The organism is Candidatus Methanogranum gryphiswaldense (assembly GCA_019262145.1).
In the GTDB taxonomy this organism is placed as follows: Archaea; Thermoplasmatota; Thermoplasmata; order Methanomassiliicoccales; family Methanomethylophilaceae; genus Methanogranum; species Methanogranum gryphiswaldense.
The window spans coordinates 1,454,520-1,473,472 of sequence record CP076745.1 but is presented as its reverse complement, the minus strand read 5'-3'; the positions used below and the strand labels follow the sequence as shown (position 1 = coordinate 1,473,472).

General features: G+C 48.8%; 10 protein-coding genes. 7 read left to right on the top strand and 3 right to left on the bottom strand.

The features are described from left to right. Positions 1-23: 23 nt before the first annotated feature. The 4 genes from KRP56_07630 (at position 24) to KRP56_07615 (ending at position 10,759) form a co-directional block, all read left to right on the top strand. Positions 24-2,207, top strand: coding sequence for a glutamine synthetase III (locus KRP56_07630; protein UAL07662.1), 2,184 nt, complete (start codon positions 24-26; stop codon positions 2,205-2,207). Between the two features lie 11 nt (positions 2,208-2,218). Beyond that, positions 2,219-6,646 carry a glutamate synthase large subunit gene (gltB, locus tag KRP56_07625; GenBank protein ID UAL07661.1) on the top strand — a complete coding sequence of 1,476 codons (4,428 nt, stop codon included), beginning with the start codon at positions 2,219-2,221 and terminating at the stop codon, positions 6,644-6,646. Between the two features lie 335 nt (positions 6,647-6,981). Further along, positions 6,982-9,249 (top strand): hypothetical protein, encoded by a 2,268-nt coding sequence (locus KRP56_07620; GenBank protein ID UAL07660.1) that lies wholly within the window; start codon positions 6,982-6,984, stop codon positions 9,247-9,249. Continuing rightward, a complete protein-coding gene (locus KRP56_07615; protein ID UAL07659.1) occupies positions 9,218-10,759 on the top strand; it encodes an APC family permease in 1,542 nt (513 codons plus the stop codon). The genes KRP56_07620 and KRP56_07615 overlap by 32 nt, the downstream gene beginning before the upstream one ends. 276 nt (positions 10,760-11,035) lie before the next feature. Here KRP56_07615 and KRP56_07610 read toward each other — a convergent pair whose 3' ends face one another. The 3 genes from KRP56_07610 to KRP56_07600 all read right to left on the bottom strand — a co-directional run bounded on the left by KRP56_07610 (position 11,036) and on the right by KRP56_07600 (position 14,550). Continuing rightward, positions 11,036-11,608 (bottom strand): hypothetical protein, encoded by a 573-nt coding sequence (locus KRP56_07610; GenBank protein ID UAL07658.1) that lies wholly within the window; start codon positions 11,606-11,608, stop codon positions 11,036-11,038. Between the two features lies 1 nt (position 11,609). Further along, a complete protein-coding gene (locus KRP56_07605) occupies positions 11,610-12,395 on the bottom strand; it encodes a hypothetical protein (GenBank protein ID UAL07657.1) in 786 nt (261 codons plus the stop codon). A 340-nt stretch (positions 12,396-12,735) separates the two neighbouring features. Further along, positions 12,736-14,550 carry a hypothetical protein gene (locus KRP56_07600; protein ID UAL07656.1) on the bottom strand — a complete coding sequence of 605 codons (1,815 nt, stop codon included), beginning with the start codon at positions 14,548-14,550 and terminating at the stop codon, positions 12,736-12,738. Between the two features lie 264 nt (positions 14,551-14,814). On the opposite strand from KRP56_07600, the gene KRP56_07595 reads away from it, so the two are divergent. The 3 genes from KRP56_07595 to dnaK all read left to right on the top strand — a co-directional run bounded on the left by KRP56_07595 (position 14,815) and on the right by dnaK (position 18,948). Continuing rightward, positions 14,815-16,449 carry a TCP-1/cpn60 chaperonin family protein gene (locus KRP56_07595; GenBank protein UAL07655.1) on the top strand — a complete coding sequence of 545 codons (1,635 nt, stop codon included), beginning with the start codon at positions 14,815-14,817 and terminating at the stop codon, positions 16,447-16,449. 66 nt (positions 16,450-16,515) lie between these two features. Next, complete coding sequence (locus KRP56_07590; GenBank protein ID UAL07654.1) at positions 16,516-17,058, top strand: nucleotide exchange factor GrpE; 543 nt, start codon at positions 16,516-16,518, stop codon at positions 17,056-17,058. 15 nt (positions 17,059-17,073) lie between these two features. Further along, on the top strand, positions 17,074-18,948 hold the full coding sequence (gene dnaK, locus KRP56_07585) for a molecular chaperone DnaK (GenBank protein UAL07653.1): 1,875 nt from the start codon (positions 17,074-17,076) through the stop codon (positions 18,946-18,948). Positions 18,949-18,953 lie beyond the last annotated feature (5 nt).

Genomic DNA, 18,953 nt, shown 5'->3' with positions numbered 1-18,953 from the left:
TTGCATACGTATCACACCCCATCATGGCAAACAGCAGATTCAAAGCCGTCGAAGAAGCGTTCAAAAAGGCGCCGGTCGTCGTTGAGCCTCCAGCACCTGCAACATCTGACTACTACGGATGCAATGTTTTCAACAGAGCGACAATGAGAAAATACCTATCCTCCGAAACGAGGAGGATCGTGTACGAGTCAATCGAACAGGGAGCGACATTGGACAAATCTGTTGCTGAACATGTTGCCGCAGGCATGAAGCGCTGGGCCATGGACATGGGAGCAACACACTACACGCACTGGTTCCAGCCACTGACAGGCGGAACTGCAGAGAAGCACGACTCCTTTGCGGAACCACACGGACAGGGAGAATCAATAGAGAGTTTCAGCGGGAAACTTCTCTGCCAGCAGGAGCCAGATGCATCCTCGTTCCCCAGCGGAGGTCTAAGGAATACCTTCGAGGCCAGAGGATACACAGCTTGGGACCCCTCGTCTCCAGCATTCATAATGGGCGACTGTCTTTGCATCCCCACAGTTTTCATATCATACACAGGAGAGGCACTGGATTACAAGACACCGCTCTTGAAATCCGTTTCTGCTGTATCCAAGGCGACCGCCGATGTACTCAAGTACTTCGGAATGGAGAACGCCAGGGTCAATTCCTATCTCGGATGGGAACAGGAGTACTTCCTGATCGATTCTGCGCTTTACGCACAACGCCCTGACCTGATCCTTACCGAGCGTACGCTTCAGGGACATAACAGTGCGAAGAATCAGCAGCTCGAGGACCACTATTTCGCTTTGATCCCTTCCAGGGCTTTAGAGTTCATGAAGGATCTGGAGTACGAGGCATACAAACTCGGGATACCTGTCAAGACCAGGCACAACGAGGTCGCACCCAACCAGTTCGAGATCGCACCAGTCTACGAGGAGGTCAACCTCGCGGTCGATCATAACCTTCTCCTCATGTCCATCATGAAGCAGGTCGCAGAGCGTCACGGATTCAAGGTACTTCTCCACGAGAAACCATTCGGAGGGGTAAACGGATCCGGAAAGCACTGTAACTGGTCCCTTGGAACAGAAGACGGCATCGGCCTCATGTCCCCTGGAAAGACGGACGAAGAGAACCTCAGATTCCTCACGTTCATGGCCAATGTGCTCAAGGCCGTCTATGACAACGATTCGTTGCTGAAAGCATCCATCATGACAGCCTCCAATGCCCACAGATTAGGGGCCAACGAGGCACCCCCGGCGATCATATCCTCCTTCTTAGGAGTACAGGTTAGCCAGGTCTTTGAGGAGCTGCTCCACACCAAGGACATGGTCAAGATCAGTGAGAAGAAAGGCTACAGCCTCGGAATCCCGCAGGTTCCTGAATTATTGGTGGACAACACCGATAGGAACAGAACCTCGCCGTTCGCGTTCACAGGCAACAGATTCGAGTTCAGGGCCGTGGGTTCCTCGGCCAACTGCGGTGCACCGCTGGCAGTACTCAACACGATCGTTGCATACCAGCTTAAGCAGTTCAAGATAGCGGTCGATAAGAGGATCGCATCCGGAACACCTGTAATGCAGGCCGTCCTTGACGAGGTCCGTGAGACATACAGGGCATGCAAGGATGTATGCTTCGATGGAAACGGATACTCCGAAGAGTGGAGGATCGAGGCAAAACGTCGCAAACTCGACTGTGAGAACTCCGTTCCAGTGATCTACGATGCATTCACATCTAAGAAGACAATCAAGATCTACAAGGATACGAAGGTCTTGACGGAGGTCGAGCTTGATGCAAGGAAAGAGGTTCTTTGGGAGATCTACTGCAAGAAGGTCGAGATAGAGGCGAAGACCATAAGTGACATGGCACTCAACCATCTGATCCCAGTTGCGATCGAGTATCAGTCCCTGCTGTTGGACAACGTGTTCAAGCTCAAGGAGCTGTTCTCAAAGACGGAATTCGAGCAATTGTCTTCTCACGAGCGCAAGCAGATAAAAGAGATCTCTGAGTGCGTGTCAGCGGCAATGGACCTGGCCTCCGAGATGGACAGTCTCTGTGTGAAATTACATGGAATTGAGAATGAGCGCGAGAAGGCCGTGGAGTTCCACGACAAGATCGTACCTAGCATCGAGGCAATCAGGAAACATCTCGACGCGCTTGAGATGATAGTTGATGACCAGATGTGGCCCATGCCCAAGTACAGAGAACTGCTCTTCATAAGCTGAGGTTTGATAAAGTGAAGAGTGCGGTGGGTCTGTACGACCCGGAGAATGAGCATGACTCATGCGGAGTGGGTCTTGCCGTCAACATTAATGGGAACAAGGATCACAGGATCGTCGAGTACGGTCTTCAGATCCTTGAGAATATGGAGCACCGCGGTGCGGAGAATGCTGATGGTAAGACAGGTGACGGTACCGGTATTACTGTGCAGATCCCGCACGACTTCATCACCAAATTTCTTAAGATTTCGGTCCCGGAGGTCGGAAGATACGGGACCGGAATCATTTTTTTACCTAAGGATAAGAAGGACGAGGGGGCTTGTCTCTCTATTCTGAGAGAGGAATGTCAGCGTTACGGCCTTCATGAGATATGCCTGAGGGAAGTTCCGGTGGACCACGACGTCCCCGGTCCGCAGGCGCAGTATAGCGAGCCCAACATAACCCAGGTGTTCTTGACCAGTTATGATGGACAGGATATTCTGGAACATAAGTTGTACAGCGTGAGGAAAAGGGTCTCCAACAGGGTCGCTGGATCGAACATCGACTCGAAGGATGATTTCTACATCTGCAGCCTTTCTACCAGGACCGTGAATTATAAGGGAATGCTCACGCCAATCCAATTGAGGACGTATTACAGAGATCTCACGAATCCTGAGTTCAAGTCCGCTATAGCCATGGTCCATTCCAGGTTTAGCACGAACACGCTTCCGATGTGGAAGTTGGCACAGCCATTCAGAATGCTCTGCCATAACGGAGAGATCAACACCATAAAAGGAAACAGGTCCTGGACCAAAGCCAGAGAAAGCGTTCTCGAGACTCCGTTGCTCCCCGATCTAAAGGAACTTTTCCCCATAATGCAGGATGGAATGAGCGACAGTGCGACCTTGGACAACATGTTCGAATTCCTCACGATGAGCGGAAAGAGCATGGCCAACGCACTGTCGATAATGATACCCGAATCATGGAATGATAAGAATCCAATATCGGACAGTCTGAAGGCATATTATGAATATCACAGCATACCCATGGAACCATGGGATGGTCCAGCCGCGGTCCTGTTCACTGATGGAAGATACGCAGGCGGTATGCTTGACAGGAACGGGCTGCGTCCTGCAAGATACTCGATAACCAAGGAAGGTCTATTCATATTGGCCTCCGAGGCAGGTGTCATACAGATACAGGAAAGCGATCTCGAGGAATCCGGGCGTTTGATGCCAGGCAAGATGATGCTCATTGATACGGCCGAAGGCAGAGTGATATACGATCCAGAGATAAAGAGGGAGATCTCTTCTGCATATCCTTACAGGACCTGGCTCGAAACGAACAGGTTGGACCTCGACACAGTATCATCTGGAAGGATGGTCAATCGTTGGGTCAATGATACCAGTGCCATGATGGTGGAGTTTGGTTATTCCCAAGAGGATGTGACCAAGATCCTGATCCCCATGATAACACAGGTGAAAGAGCCGGTAGGGTCCACAGGATACGATGCGCCTCTGGCGATATTGTCCGACAAGCCTCAGAGATTGTTCAATTATTTCAGACAGTCATTCGCACAGGTCACGAACCCTCCGATCGATCCAATCAGAGAACAGCTTGTGATGTCCATAACTGGATACATAGGGTCCATAAACAGGAACGTATTGATGCCAACGCCTGTCAACTGCAAGATAGTAAAGGTCAAGCATCCTGTCATAACGAATAGGGAATTGGATTTGTTGAAGAATATCTCTTACAGGGGATTCAGCACCACGGTCATTCCCATGACATTCGATCTGGCGGATGGCCCCGAGGGTCTGGAGAAGGCACTGAAGAAGATATGCCAGCAGGCCGAGGCGTCTGTGGACAACAATATCTCATACATCATACTCTCAGATAGGTTCGTCGACAAGGACCATGTCGCGATACCTTCGGTTCTGGCGGTATCCGCTGTACACCAATATCTGGTGCACAACAAGAAGCGCATGCAGACGGACATAATCGTGGAGACCGGAGAGCCCAGGGAGGTCATGCATTTCGCATTGCTGTTCGGTTATGGTGCAAATGTCATCAACCCGTACATGGCCTATAACATCATCGAGAAGATCGTGAAGGAACAGGAGGACATCAAGATCGATGTCGACACGGCTGAACGCAATTACATCAAAGTGTTGGAGAGCGGTCTTCTCAAGATCATGTCCAAGATGGGAATAGCGACGATCAGGTCATATCGCGGTTCTAGACTTTTCGAGGCCATAGGTATCGACAGAGAGGTTTGTGCAAAGTATTTTGCCCACACCGTCTCGAATATCGGAGGTCTGAAACTCACAGACATCGCAGGTGAGGCCATTTCCGTGCATGAGACTGCATTCGGTCAGAACGATAAGGAGATCGTCCTAGAAGATCAGGGCTTGTACAACTACAGGAAAGGTGGCGAGAGGCATTCTTGGAATCCAGACACGGTGAAGTGGCTGCATCAGGCTGTCAGGGAGAGCGATGAGGAAGCCTACAAGCAATTCGCCGAGATGGAGGACTCAGGGTCGTTCTTCATACGCGACATCATGGAGATCAAGAAGGGCAAGGCCGTCCCGCTGAGAGAAGTTGAGCCTGCCGTGAATATCATAAAGAGGTTCGTGGCTGAAGGCATATCCTTCGGTGCCATTAGCACGGAAGCTCACGAGACACTCGCCGATGCTATGAACAGGCTGGGGGCTCAAAGCAACACAGGAGAAGGAGGAGAGGACCCGAAGAGGTTCAAGCTCACCGCTGACGGAAGGGACCTGTGTTCCAAGGTCAAGCAGATAGCATCCGGAAGATTCGGTGTCACAGCCCAGTACCTGGTGAATGCCGAGGAGATTCAGATAAAGGTCGCCCAGGGTGCTAAGCCCGGAGAGGGCGGGCAGCTCATGGAGTACAAGGTTGACAAGGTCATAGCGGCCACCAGGCATTGTATACCCGGAATAACGCTCATATCCCCTCCGCCACATCACGACATCTATTCTATCGAGGACCTTAAGCAGTTGATATTCGATCTAAAATGCATCAATCCCACCGCAAGGGTCAGCGTCAAACTTGTCTCAGAGGCAGGTGTGGGCACGGTCGCGGCAGGAGTTGCCAAGGCAGGCGCCGATGTCATCTTGATCTCTGGTGCCGACGGAGGAACGGGTGCAAGTCCATTATCCTCGATAAGATATGCAGGGCTTCCGTGGGAACTCGGTATAGCCGAGGCGCAGCAGACACTGATGCTCAACAATCTGAGGGGAAGGGTAAGACTCCAGGTAGACGGTCAGATGAAGACCGGAAGGGATGTCATCATATCCGCTCTTCTCGGAGCAGAGGAATACGGGTTCGCAACCGCACCGATGGTGGCCATCGGATGCATAATGTGCCGCAAGTGTCAGACTAACACGTGTCCTGTCGGGATAGCTACGCAGGACCCGTTGAGACGTGCCAAGTTCAAGGGTACTCCAGAGAACGTGATGAATTATTTCAGGTTCTTGGCCGAGGATGTCAGGAGACATCTGGCGGTAATGGGATATCGGTCCCTTGATGAGATAATAGGGCGCGCAGACCTGATCGTCCGCAAGCCCATGATCGGTAAAAAGTCCGATAATGCAGACATAGTCCAGATCGTCAAAATGTTCAAAGGGGACAGGATATGCACCACCGGTCAGGGCGATATAATCAAGGACATACTCGATAAGAGGATGATCAAGGATGCGAACATAGCACTGGACGCCGGGGATTCGGTAAAGTTGGAATATGGCATCTGCAACGTCGACCGTTCCGTGGGAACCATGCTTTCAGGAGTGGTCACCAAGAGGGGATTATCCCTGAAGGACAGTGCGATACAGATAACCTTCAAGGGGACCGCCGGACAGAGTTTCGGTGCTTTCCTGTCGCAGGGTATGACATTCTATCTTAAAGGCCAGGCTAACGATTTCGTTGGAAAGGGTCTTTCAGGAGGACGCATCGCGGTATTCCGTGAGGATCACGTTCCCAGATTCAACGTCATCGCAGGCAATACTTTGCTTTATGGTGCCACTTCCGGTGAGGTATATATTGCCGGTGTGGTCGGAGAGAGATTCTGCGTCCGTAACAGCGGTGCGATAGCTGTCGCTGAAGGTGCCGGGGACCATTGCTGTGAATATATGACGGGCGGTCGTGCGGTGCTTCTCGGAAATGTAGGGCGCAATTTCGCAGCAGGCATGTCTGCCGGAATTGCATATGTCCTCAATGACGATGGCGATTTCGATAGACATTGCAATATGGACATGGTCGAACTGTTACTCGTGGATTCCCTTGCTGACAGGACGGAGCTCAGGAGGATCCTGGAGGACCACGTCAGATATACAGGAAGTCAGAAAGCCAAGGACATATTGGCCGATTGGGACAAGAACGTGACCAGATTCCTAAAGGTCATGCCCATAGGTTACAAGAAGATCCTCGAATCTCAGAACCAGTGAAAACAGGGGGCGACCCCCCCATTTTTATTTACATCTAGAAGCTCAAAAAGTCGTTCTCTTTTTTCAAATTTGAATTTTTTTAGCGTTACAGATATAATATCGCAATATGATATGGGGGTCATTCTTGTGGATTATTGAAATTGGAATTCAATACAATACCCTATCAAAATATGCTTTTTTTTATTTCATATTGATTGATTTTTTTCCACAGAATTTGTTGGTCAGCGTTTGTTCGTCTTGTTAGAACATAGACAATTGGTTGGGTTATATGTTTATAAGCTCACACATCGTGTTACAAATGCGTTACGCGCAAAAATTCAAGTTTCGAGGTAAATATGAGAGAAATAAGCAAGCTATCCGTATTGATAGTATCTTCCGATGTCGGAGCTGATTCTTCCAAAGGCAGAATGCTAGATGCCATAAAAGTTGAATTGGAGTCTTCGGATGTGTCTGTCAAAGCCTCTACAAATTCAGAGAGTGTAAAGAAAGGGATACGTGCCATAAGTAGTGGTGTAGATGCCATGATGGTCGATTGGAATCTTCAGGACGCATCTCAGATAATTAAGAACATGCGTTCGATGGATCCAGACATAGGGATATTCCTTATGACCGATCCCGAGGCCTTGAGCAGCATACCATACGACATCCTTTCCGAGGTCAACGAGTACCTATGGATATTGGGGGATACGCCTTCATTCATCGCGGGTCGTATCGAGGCCTCGATGAGAAGATATCGTAAGGAAATACTTCCTCCGATGTTCAAGAGCCTGGTGGAATTCTCAGAGGATTATGAGTATTCCTGGCACACTCCTGGACACACAGCCGGAACGGCATTTTTGAAATCCCCCGTCGGGCGCCTTTTCTACAACTTCTTCGGAGAACAACTTTTCAGATCGGACCTTTCAATATCGGTTGGTGAACTTGGATCCCTTTTAGATCATAGCGGTCCAATCGGTGATGCAGAGAAATATGCATCGAAGGTCTTCGGATCGGACATGACATATTTCGTCACCAACGGTACTTCTACTTCCAACAGAGTGGTACATGTGGCCGTCACCTCTCCTGGAGAGGTGGAGGTCGTGGACAGGAACTGCCACAAATCGATCGAGCATTCGATAACGATGAGCCATGCTGTGCCCGTGTACATGATACCCACAAGGAACAGATATGGGATATTGGGTCCTATTTTGCCAGAGGGTATGGCGCCAGAAGTGATAGAGAAGAAGATCGCCGATAATAAATTGGTCAATGGCGATAATTGTAAGCCTTCGATAGCGGTAGTCACGAATTCGACATATGATGGAGTTTGTTACAATGCCGCCAAGGCGGAGAAGATCCTCGGCAAAGTGACGGATTGTGTCCATTTCGACGAAGCTTGGTATGGATATGCCAGATTCAATCCTTTCTACAAGGACAGATATGCGATGAGGGATGACGACTCGCCTTCCGATGAACGCCCTACGGTATTCGCAACCCAATCGACGCACAAACTTCTTGCAGCGTTGTCCCAGGCATCAATGATACACATAAAGGAAGGTAAGAAGAAGATCGACCCCTCGCTTTTCAATGAGGCATTCATGATGCATGCATCAACATCTCCTCAATACGCGATAATCGCTTCACTGGATGTGTCCTCTAAGATGATGGATTCCAATGGTAAGGTGCTCACACAGGACTCGATCGACGAGGCCATAAGGTTCAGGCAGACCATGGCAAGGATAACCAGATCCGTGAAGGAAAAGGATCAGAAGGATTGGTGGTTCGGCATGTGGCAACCTGATATGGTACACATACCAGGAAAGAAGAAGAAACAGGATTTTGCGGATGTACCTGCTGAGATCCTTGAGCATGAACCAGATTGCTGGGTATTGCATCCAGGAGAGACATGGCACGGATTCGGCAACATAGAGGACGGATGGGCCATGTTGGATCCCATTAAGGTCACAGTCCTCACGCCTGGAATAGAGAATAATGGCGAGCATTCGAATTTCGGTATACCCTCCGCAGTTGTCCTTGCATTCTTGGATCAGCGTGGAATAGTCAATGAAAAGTCCGGAGACTACAACATATTGTTCTTATTCTCGATGGGAGTCACGAACGGAAAGTGGGGGACTCTCGTATCAGAACTCTTTGAGTTCAAGAGACTGTTCGATAACGGGGCCTTGATGGACGACGTACTTCCCAATATCGTCTCCGCGTATCCTGAGAGATATGGCGGCATGTCTCTTGCACAGCTTGCAAAGCAAATGCACGAACAGATCAAATCCACGAGGCAGACCCAGCTCGCAAACGAGGCATGTTCTGTCCTTCCTGAGCAGGTAATGATCCCGGCGGATGCATACACGGAGCTCGTGAAGGGCAACGTGGAGCATGTGAAGATCGATGATATCGAAGATCGTATCGTTGCAACAGGGATTGTACCATATCCTCCTGGCATACCGTTGCTCATGCCTGGCGAGAGGACTGGTAAGAAGAACGGTCCGATATTGAGTTACCTGCGCGCGCTGGAATCCTTCGACAGAAAATTCCCTGGATTCACGCATGATTCGCATGGTGTCGAGGTGATAAATCATGACTACTACATCTACTGCATCAGAGAATGACAGTCCAGCCGGTGATACTGGCAAGTCCAAAGTATCATCCGGAATGAAGTTGGGGATCGTATCCCTGGCGATGATCAATGTCGCCGCTGTGTTGAGCCTACGTAATTTCCCAAGTATGGCGCTTGAAGGATGGAGCATGATATTTTGGTATATCCTGTTCGCAATATGTTTCCTCATACCCGTGTCGCTGGTGGCTGCGGAATTGGCATCAACATGGCCCAAGTCAGGAGGTATCTATGCATGGGTCAAGGAAGCATATCCAGGTAAGGGAAGTTTCATCACGATATGGTGTTCGTGGACCAACAACATAGTTTATTTCCCGACCGTCGCGTCTTTCGTAATGGTCACGTTGGCGTATACCATCTTGCAGCCTGCATTCGGCAATAATGCAGTCTTCATGTTGGTCGTGATGTTGGCCTCGATGTGGCTTTTGACATATTTCAACTTCACCGGAATGAAGAATTCGAATAAACTCAGTACGATGGGTACCTTTTTGGGATCTTTGGTTCCGATCGGTATATTGATCGTCCTTGCATGCGTTTGGCTGGCGGGCGGTCACACATCTCAACTGGGGGAATTGACCACAAGTGCATTGCTGCCAAATGTCAACTCAGGATCGCTCATCCAGACATTCACTCTGGCATCGAGTCTTGTTCTGATATACGCAGGAATGGAGATGGCTGGTTACCATGCCAGAGATACAAAGAATCCGAAAAAGGACTATCCTAGGGCCATGTTCTTTGCTGCTGCATTGATATGTGGTATTTCGATCGTAGGTACATGGGCAGTAGGGTCCATCGTGCCTTATGAATTCCTAAACAGTGAGAATGGTATGAACGGAGGGGTCATCGAAGCGTTCAGTATAGCCTTAAACGATCTTGGTATCGGATGGTTACTCGTTCCTCTCGGAATAATGTTGACCGTAGGAATCCTCGCTCAGTTATCGACGTGGATGATAGGTCCTGCAAAGGGTCTTGCACCAGCAGCATATACCGGAGATCTACCGCCTATATTCCGCAAGACGAATAAGAATGGCGCTCCCACAGGAGTGTTGCTTCTTCAATGTGCAATATCTTCGATATTTGTCATATCTTACGTCGTAATGGTCGTGATGAACATAAATGGATACTGGGTCTTGGTGGCAATAACTTCCCTGATCAATATAATCATGTATTTCTTCATGTTCCTGGCATTCGTAAAATTGAGGAAGACACAGAAGGACAAGCCGCGTCCTTTCAAACTTCCCGGAGGAAAGATCGGAATGTGGATCATCGCGGTGGTCTCGATAGGCACTCTTTCTTTTGGATTCATATTCGGTCTGTGTCCAGAGGACCCGACAGGATACACAACTCTCGAGATAATAGGATACTTTGCAGGCATGCTCATAGGAGTGATAGCCATCGCGATCCTACCTCCGTATATCATCGAGAAGAGGTTGAAGAAGGAGTCTTGGATGCCTACCAAGGAAGAGTTGGAGGAGTTCGAGGCAGGGGAGGTCCACGACCAGTGATGTCCCGTTGGGTCTCGGGTCGAAGAACTTGTCTCAAAGATCGGTAATAAAATGGCCGTATCGATGTCAATGTCGGTACGGCCCAAACTCTTTTTTTTTCAATTTTTGATCGATATCCGAATAACAGATCCAAGTTATTTCGAGATCGGTATGGGTCATGTCTCGATCAGATCATAGTGTTTGGGATGGGGGTCGGTTAAGGCATCGTTTCGAACCGTACGGCCTCTTGTGAGTGATCTCTATTAGGTCGCATACCAGATCATTCAGGGATCCGCGTTAAGCATTTGCTGGATCTGTTTCGGGGTTATTGAGTTTCTCAAGATATTTCTTGCGAGCTCCCTTGTATTCCGCCAGGGGGATTATGTTCTTGAATAGTGTTATGAGGACAATGATGAGGATCAGTCCGCTCATGTCCAGAACCATCGTCAATCCAGATATCGTGTAATCGGAGCTTTCTCCAGCCATGGAGGATGCCAAGGAAGTCGCATCTACTGTGATCACTCCTCCTGTCGTTATTATGAGCAACCATGCTGCGATATAGAATCCGTACAGTAATTTGAAGGTCAATCTTGCGCGGTTACCTGCAGGGTAGAATTTTCCCAATGTTCTGAGCACTATCGCGGGTATTCCGAATATGAGGTACAATATCAGCACATCTTTGGCTATTTTGAATAGGGCATTGATATCATCTTTGTCCACATCGCTGGAGATACCGGACAGCACCATATCTTGGATATATTGGATCAAGAACAGGGCAATTAATGGTAGAACGACGAATATCACTATGCTGCCGATCAGTCCTTTGATTCCGTTTTTACGGTTTCCCTTATCGAGGCTGAATTCGCTCATTTCATGCACCTCCATACATAGATTCGAGCAGTTGGATCATGCTGGATGTTTGTTCAGGGTCAAGGACATATCCGACGCCTGAGGAGGTTATGGTGATGGTTCCTTCATTTTCTTCTGCACATTCTTTCAATTCTGATATTATCCCTGCGGGATCCGAGGTTTCCATCGTAAAGGTCATGTTGTTCCCGTTCTTGGTAAGGGACATTTCTATGGCTGTGTCATTCACGGTCGCATCGAAGGCCCCAATATCTGCAAGAAGACTCCCACTCTCCACCCCATAGGTCTGGATAACCAAGACGTTCGGGTCGGTATCATCATAGACAAGGGTGCCATCGCTTGAAAGGGTCATGTCCATATCCAGATCCACTTGTACTCCGACCATCGAGTAAAGGTAATAACCCTGTACCTCTAGGCTCAAAGGCATCATGATCCCATTTGTGTCCGAGCCGTTGTTGTAATAAGCGACCATCAATATCGCATCGATAAGGGAAGTTTCTCCGGACATGGATATGTACTTCGTAGAATTGCTCGTTATCGTATTGTTCTCGTTCTGTACGATGACGGTCTTAACATCATCTGCATCGAGCGAGATCTCAATGCCTACATCATTAAGATCATACGGCATCTTCGAGGATATCTCAAATCCCCCTTCTGTTATGAGGTTAAGGCCAGAGACCTCCCAGGTTATGTCTGATGAATCCTCTTTGATCTCGATCCCACCTTCTACAATGGGAAGGAACGCTGTTATCAGGAATATGGCGAAAAGTATCGATACGACCGATACCAATATCTGTGCGGCTACTTTGGGTCGGTTCGTAGATCTACACCGTGGTACAGACCCGCATCGGAACATATAAATGTATTTGGCTATAAAAATCACCAGACCAGTTACTATCGTTCGTCAACATGGAAATGATCTTTACAAAGACGTTCACATAAGATGTTTTTGCACCCGTAATTAGGATGATCTCAGTGAAATATAAGTGGTAAACTTTTTTACGATCAATTATTTGTGATAAGATATAACCAAAATGGCCATTCGCAGTGGAAATGAAGGGGATTTGTGAAATTGAATGGAAATTCAAATAATGATCGCAAGGATCGATCGATGCTTCTAATCCATTACCTCAATGGCTTTCGGTGAGTGACCGTGACAATTCTAGGAATTCCTTTACGGCCGTGTTCCTTATGGATTCGTAAGGGTCATTTGTAATTCCGCTTATCTTCTCTTCTAAAAGCTGGGAAGCTATTCCATCCTTGTCCAGTTCTATTTTGCAGTCCATGCAGATGGCCTCAATGGTTTTCGCAGAAGCCATCTGTCTTTTAATGACTATACCGTTTGAATGTACGTTGTACAAAGATTCCTTGCAGTCCTTGACACCAACCTCGATGACGTCATCGATATTCTCATTGACGGACACGAACGAGTCGTCGCCTTTGATTATTATGAACCGGATGTTCTTTTTACCGGCTTTTTTCAGTCCACCGGCCATGGTCTCCACGAGATCCAGGTTCTTTTTGTCCACAAGGATGACAGAGTTGTTGTTGAGTTTTGGCAGGATGTTGACCGCATCATCACATTTTATCTTCCTTATGGATCTGATGTGACTTATGCATCCTGTCGGAAGCGCTCTTTCCTTCTGTCTTCCAGAAGAGCCCCAGCCAGTCTGTATCCCGCTGAGATCATATTCGCGGGAGAAGGCTCCCGTTTCGTCGTCGTATTTGAAACCGACATCTTTTATCAGATATCTGCAATATTCATCGTACATCCTGTTGTCATCTGATACGATGACCATGTCGGAAAAAGAGATCTTACCGAATATCTCGGGGTCCAGGAGTCTCATTAGTGATTTGATGCTGAATTTCAATGATATGTACTTTGTACTTCCTGTCTTATCAACCTTGGACCCGCTGAAGATCGAATGTACAGCCCGTATGAAGATGGCCATTTTGATGAGGTCGTTCAATTGACATTTGTCCTCCATCCTTTTGTATACGTCCGCAGGCGTACTGTCAGTACTCTCCAGATCCGAATCCCGTTCTCCGATCTCAGCAAGAAGGACATCGTAGGGGCGTATGTGATTCTCCCTCATGTCCTCCAGGTCCTTGTAGATCTGTGAACCAAGGAAATGTGGGGACATCTCAATGACATTTTCCAGATATGTTATCAATTCTTTCAGTGGGATGTATTTTTTTCTCGTGTCCTTCTGGAAGGAATCCCCGGAGTTCCAATATCTGTCTGAAAGTTCCATGAGAGGTCCTTCCGATACCCTGACATAGAGCGAGGGCCCCTCCAAGTTCCCGTCGACGGTGTTCTTTATGCAATTCAAGAATGAAGAGATGGAGTCTCTCGTATCCTCACGGGAGTTCCGTACGATGAAAGAATAATCGAAGTTATTGATCGATTCATCGTTGGATGCAGCATGTTTAAAACCCTCGGCGACCCTGGTGCGGTCCTTCGGCTCTAGTTTGTCTATGTGTTCAAGGTCCTTCACAGTAAAGAGGGGGGCTTCGTAACAGCATATGTTCCTGAGGTCCATGTTCTTACTGTATCTGTCCCTTGTAGTGTAATGTCTGTATCTTCCGCTGTCGGAGACATCTTTCACTTGCTCCGCAGTGATCTTCATGTAATTCGTCAGGGAGAACCTCAGATTGGTCATCAGTTCTCCTATCGTGTCATCGTTGCAGGATGTCAACCTGTTGAGATAGAATTCCAATATTGCGAGTATATCCTCGTATTCCTTCGTGTACACTGGACCTTCTTCGTATCTTGGATAATTCTCGGCGAGATAATAAGTGAAGAGTTCCATCTCATAAGAGATCATGGCCTTGTTGGTCTCTTGTATCTGAAGGTTCATGTCGTAGCATTCTTTGGGGCTGTTCTCAAAGAGATGCAGTTTTCCGTTCTCGCATTCGAAACAGGTCCTGATCGTATGGTACACAGTACTGCACCATTATTCATCGATAAAAATAGTTTCTATGTTTTTTCATCAAGGCATAGTACAGGGCAGTTCAAAGACACTCCTTTCTCTGGGTGGCTTTTCAAAATATCATGTCCTTTTCCAAATTATGTCTGGCATCGTCTTTTTTATTGTTTTATACGGTCATTATGTACGATATATCTATGGTTATGTTTATATAGAAGAACAAACTATAACCCACCTAGAGTCCACGTAATAGTGGGAATAACATGGAGGAATGAAAACATGGGAATGGGTAACACTCCTATCATAATATTGAGGGAAGGGACAAAAAGGGACAAAGGAAAGGACGCACAGTTCAACAACATCTCTGCCGCTAGGGCAATTGCTGATGCCGTAAGGAGCAGCTTGGGACCTAGAGGAATGGATAAGATGCTCGTTGACAGCATGGGGGACGTTGTAATCACCAATGACGGTGTGACCATCTTGAAAGAGATGGATGTACAGCACCCTGCTGCGAAGATGCTCGTAGAGGTCGCAAAGACACAGGACGCAGAGGTCGGGGACGGAACAACAACATCCGTCATACTTGCCGGCGAGCTCCTGAAAAAGGCAACCGACATGATCGATTCTAACGTTCACCCGACCATAATAACGGCGGGATACAGGCTTGCCAACGATAAGGCACAGGAGATACTCAAGAAGGTCTCCAAGAAAGTCTCGATAAGCGACGATAAGCTTCTGAAGCAGATCGCTGAGACCGCGATGATCAGCAAACAGGTCAACGCGTCCAAATCGATCTTCGCAGACATGGTCGTAGAGGCCGTCAAGACAATCATCGACAAGAACGAGGATGGAAAATACTTCGCAGACCTCAAGAACATACAGACCGTCAAGAAAGCAGGCGCAAAGATGGAAGAGACCGAGATGATCAAAGGTCTCATAATCGACAAGGAACCTGTTTCCGATGCGATGCCTAAGAAGGTCAAGAACGCAAAGATCGCGCTCATCGATGCTGCATTCGAGGTCAAGAAGACCGAGATGGAGGCAAAGATCCAGATCACCGACCCAAGTCAGCTCAGTGCTTTCCTCCAGGAGGAGGAGAAGATGCTCAGGGACATGGTCGCAAAGGTCAAAGCATCCGGAGCAACAGTCGTTTTCTGCCAGAAAGGCATAGACGATCTCGCACAGCACTTCTTCGCGAAAGAGGGCATATATGCCTGCAGGCGTGTCAAGAAGTCTGATATGGAGAGACTCGGAAGATCGACCGGCGCAAGCGTCATGAACAAGATCTCTGAGATTACTGCAAACGACCTTGGATATGCGGAGTCAGTAGAACTCAGGCGCATCGAGGATGAGGACATGACCTTCGTTACAGGTTGCAAGGATCCCAAGACGGTATCCTTCCTTGTTAGAGGCGGAACACAGCATGTAGCGGATGAGGTCGAGAGATCCTTGGTAGATGCATGGTCCGTGGTCAAGGTCTCTATCGAAGACGGAATGATAGTCACAGGCGGCGGCTCGACAGCAATGGAGATCGCCATGGGCCTCAGGGACTACGCACAGTCGGTCGGTGGAAGAGGACAGATCGCAATAGAAGCATTTGCATCTGCAATGGAAATAATCCCCTCTACACTCGCTGAGAATGCAGGTCTGGACCCAATTGATATTGTCATCGAGATGAGGAAACAGCACAAGGCAGGCAAGACCTACGCTGGTCTGAATCCCTTCTCTGGAAAGGTCGAGGACATGCTCAAACTCGATGTCATCGAACCCTACAGGATCGGAAAACAGGCAATCAACTCTGCGACCGATGCAGCCGTCATGATCCTCAGGATCGATGATGTGATCGCATCCAAAGCAAGCCCCGTTCCCCAGATGGGAGACGGAAGCGGAATGCCTGGCGGCATGGACGATTGAAAACATTAAAAAACTGGGGGCCCAGGCCCCCTTTACTTTAAACAAGAAATTACAGAGGCCATCCCGATGACTGACAAGTCTAAAAAAAAGTCCGCGGAAAAAGAGGACAAGATAGCCGAGGACGCATCCGAATCTAATATACAGGCAGAGAGCGTTGTTAAAGATGATCTCGCCGAGGCGCAATCCAAGGCGGAGGAATACCTCAGCATGGCAAGGAGGCTGCAGGCGGACTTCGACAACTATCGTAAAAGGACACAGAAGGAGAACGAGGAGTTCCGGAAATACGCCAACGAAGGGATGGTCAAAGAACTGTTGTCAGTGATAGACGATCTGGATCGCGCACTGGCGACCGCGACCGAGGAGACGGACCTTGTAACCGGTTTCAGAGGCGTAAGGAAGAATCTGATGAAGATGCTCGAGGAGAAGGGTCTGAAAGAGATCCCATCTGAAGGGCAATTCGATCCCCATGTCCATGAGGCGATGTGTACAGTGGACGGTGACACCGACGGTAAAATCGCCCAGGTGTTCCAAAAGGGATACACGATGGATGGTCGCGTCATAAGGTATGCGAAGGTCATCGTGACCAAAAAACAAGAAGAAGCAAAATAAGGAAAGGTGAGCAAGATGTCAAGAATAATAGGAATTGATCTCGGAACAAGCAACTCGGCCGCCTCCATAATGGAAGGCGGGAGGCCAACCATGATACCCTCCGCTGAGGGAACAAGCGCAGGTGGAAAATCATTCCCCTCATACGTAGCATTCACAAAAGACGGGCAACTCCTGGTCGGAGAGCCCGCAAGGAGACAGGCGGTGACGAATCCCGACGGTACCATCAAGAACGTCAAGAGAAAGATGGGATCCAATCAGAAGGTCGTCGCACAGGGAAAGGAGTACACCCCCCAACAGATCTCCGCATTCATACTTCAGAAGATAAAGAAGGACGCAGAGTCCTACCTGGGTGAGACGGTCGACAAGGCGGTCATCACCGTTCCTGCGTATTTCAACGATAATCAGAGGCAGGCAACCAAGGATGCCGGTGCAATTGCAGGACTGGAGGTCGTCCGTATAATCAACGAACCTACGGCAGCAGCACTCGCTTATGGATTGGATAAGTCCGGCACAGCGCAGAAGATCATGGTCTTCGACCTCGGAGGAGGAACCTTGGATGTCACCATCATGGATTTCAGTGACGGTGTGTTCGAGGTCATCTCAACATCCGGTGACACCCAGCTGGGAGGATCCGATATGGACGAGGTAATGACCAAGTACGTCATCAAACAGTTCCAGAATGAGACAGGTGTAGACCTGTCGAAGGATAACATGGCATTCTGGAGGGTCAGAGAGGCATGCGAGAAGGCAAAGATCGAACTGTCCACAACGATGCAGACAGAGATCAACCTCCCATTCATAACATCCGATGCGTCAGGGCCTAAACACTTGGTGCAGACGATTACACGTGCGAAGCTCGAACAGCTCGTCGAACCGATCGTCAGCAGATGCAAGCAGTCCATCGAGCAGGCAATGAACGATGCCCACTTCACCAACGACAACATAGACAAGATCATCATGGTCGGAGGTCCGACCAGGATGCCAATGGTCCAGAGTTTCGTCGAGAACATAGTAGGGCCCAAGATCCAACGCGGAATAGACCCAATGGAGTGTGTCTCCATGGGTGCGGCCGTCCAGGGTGCAGTACTGTCAGGAGAGGTCAAGGACGTTCTCCTGTTGGATGTCACGCCTCTGTCCCTCGGGATAGAGACCCTCGGAGGTGTCGCTACGATGCTCATCGAGAGGAACACCACCATTCCGACAAAGAAAAGCCAGGTGTTCTCCACAGCAGTGGACAATCAACCTTCCGTAGAGATCAATGTGGTCCAGGGAGAGAGGAAGATGGCGGCGGACAACACCGCCCTCGGAAAATTCATCCTCGACGGCATATTGCCTGCGAGACGCGGATTGCCTCAGATCGAGGTCACCTTTGATATCGATGCCAACGGTATAATCAACGTGTCGGCAAAGGACAAAGGTACCGGAAAAGAGCAGAAGATCACGATCGCATCCTCCAATAAGCTCAACAAGAACGAGATAGAGGAACTTGTCAAGCAGGCAGAGCATTATGCTGATGCTGACAAGAAGAAGGTCGAGAACATCGAGGTGCGCAACCAGGCAGACACGCTTGTAGCTAGTGCCCGCAAGACCATGGATGAGCTCGGCGACAAGGCGACCCAGGAAGAGAGGGTCAACATCGACGCAGCGATCAGCGATCTCGAGGCCGTCAAAGGCAGCGACGATACGTCCGCAATAAAGGTCAAGATAGATGCATTGATGAAGGCCATGGGCCCCATGAGTGAAAGGATCTATCAACAGCCAGATCAAAAGGAACAGGCTCAGAAACAGAGCAAACAGACTGGAAACGCCTCCTCGTCAGGCTCCTCAAGTGGTGCCAAGAAGGATGATGGTTTCGTCGATGCGGACTATAAAATAGTCGATGACGAATAAGGGCT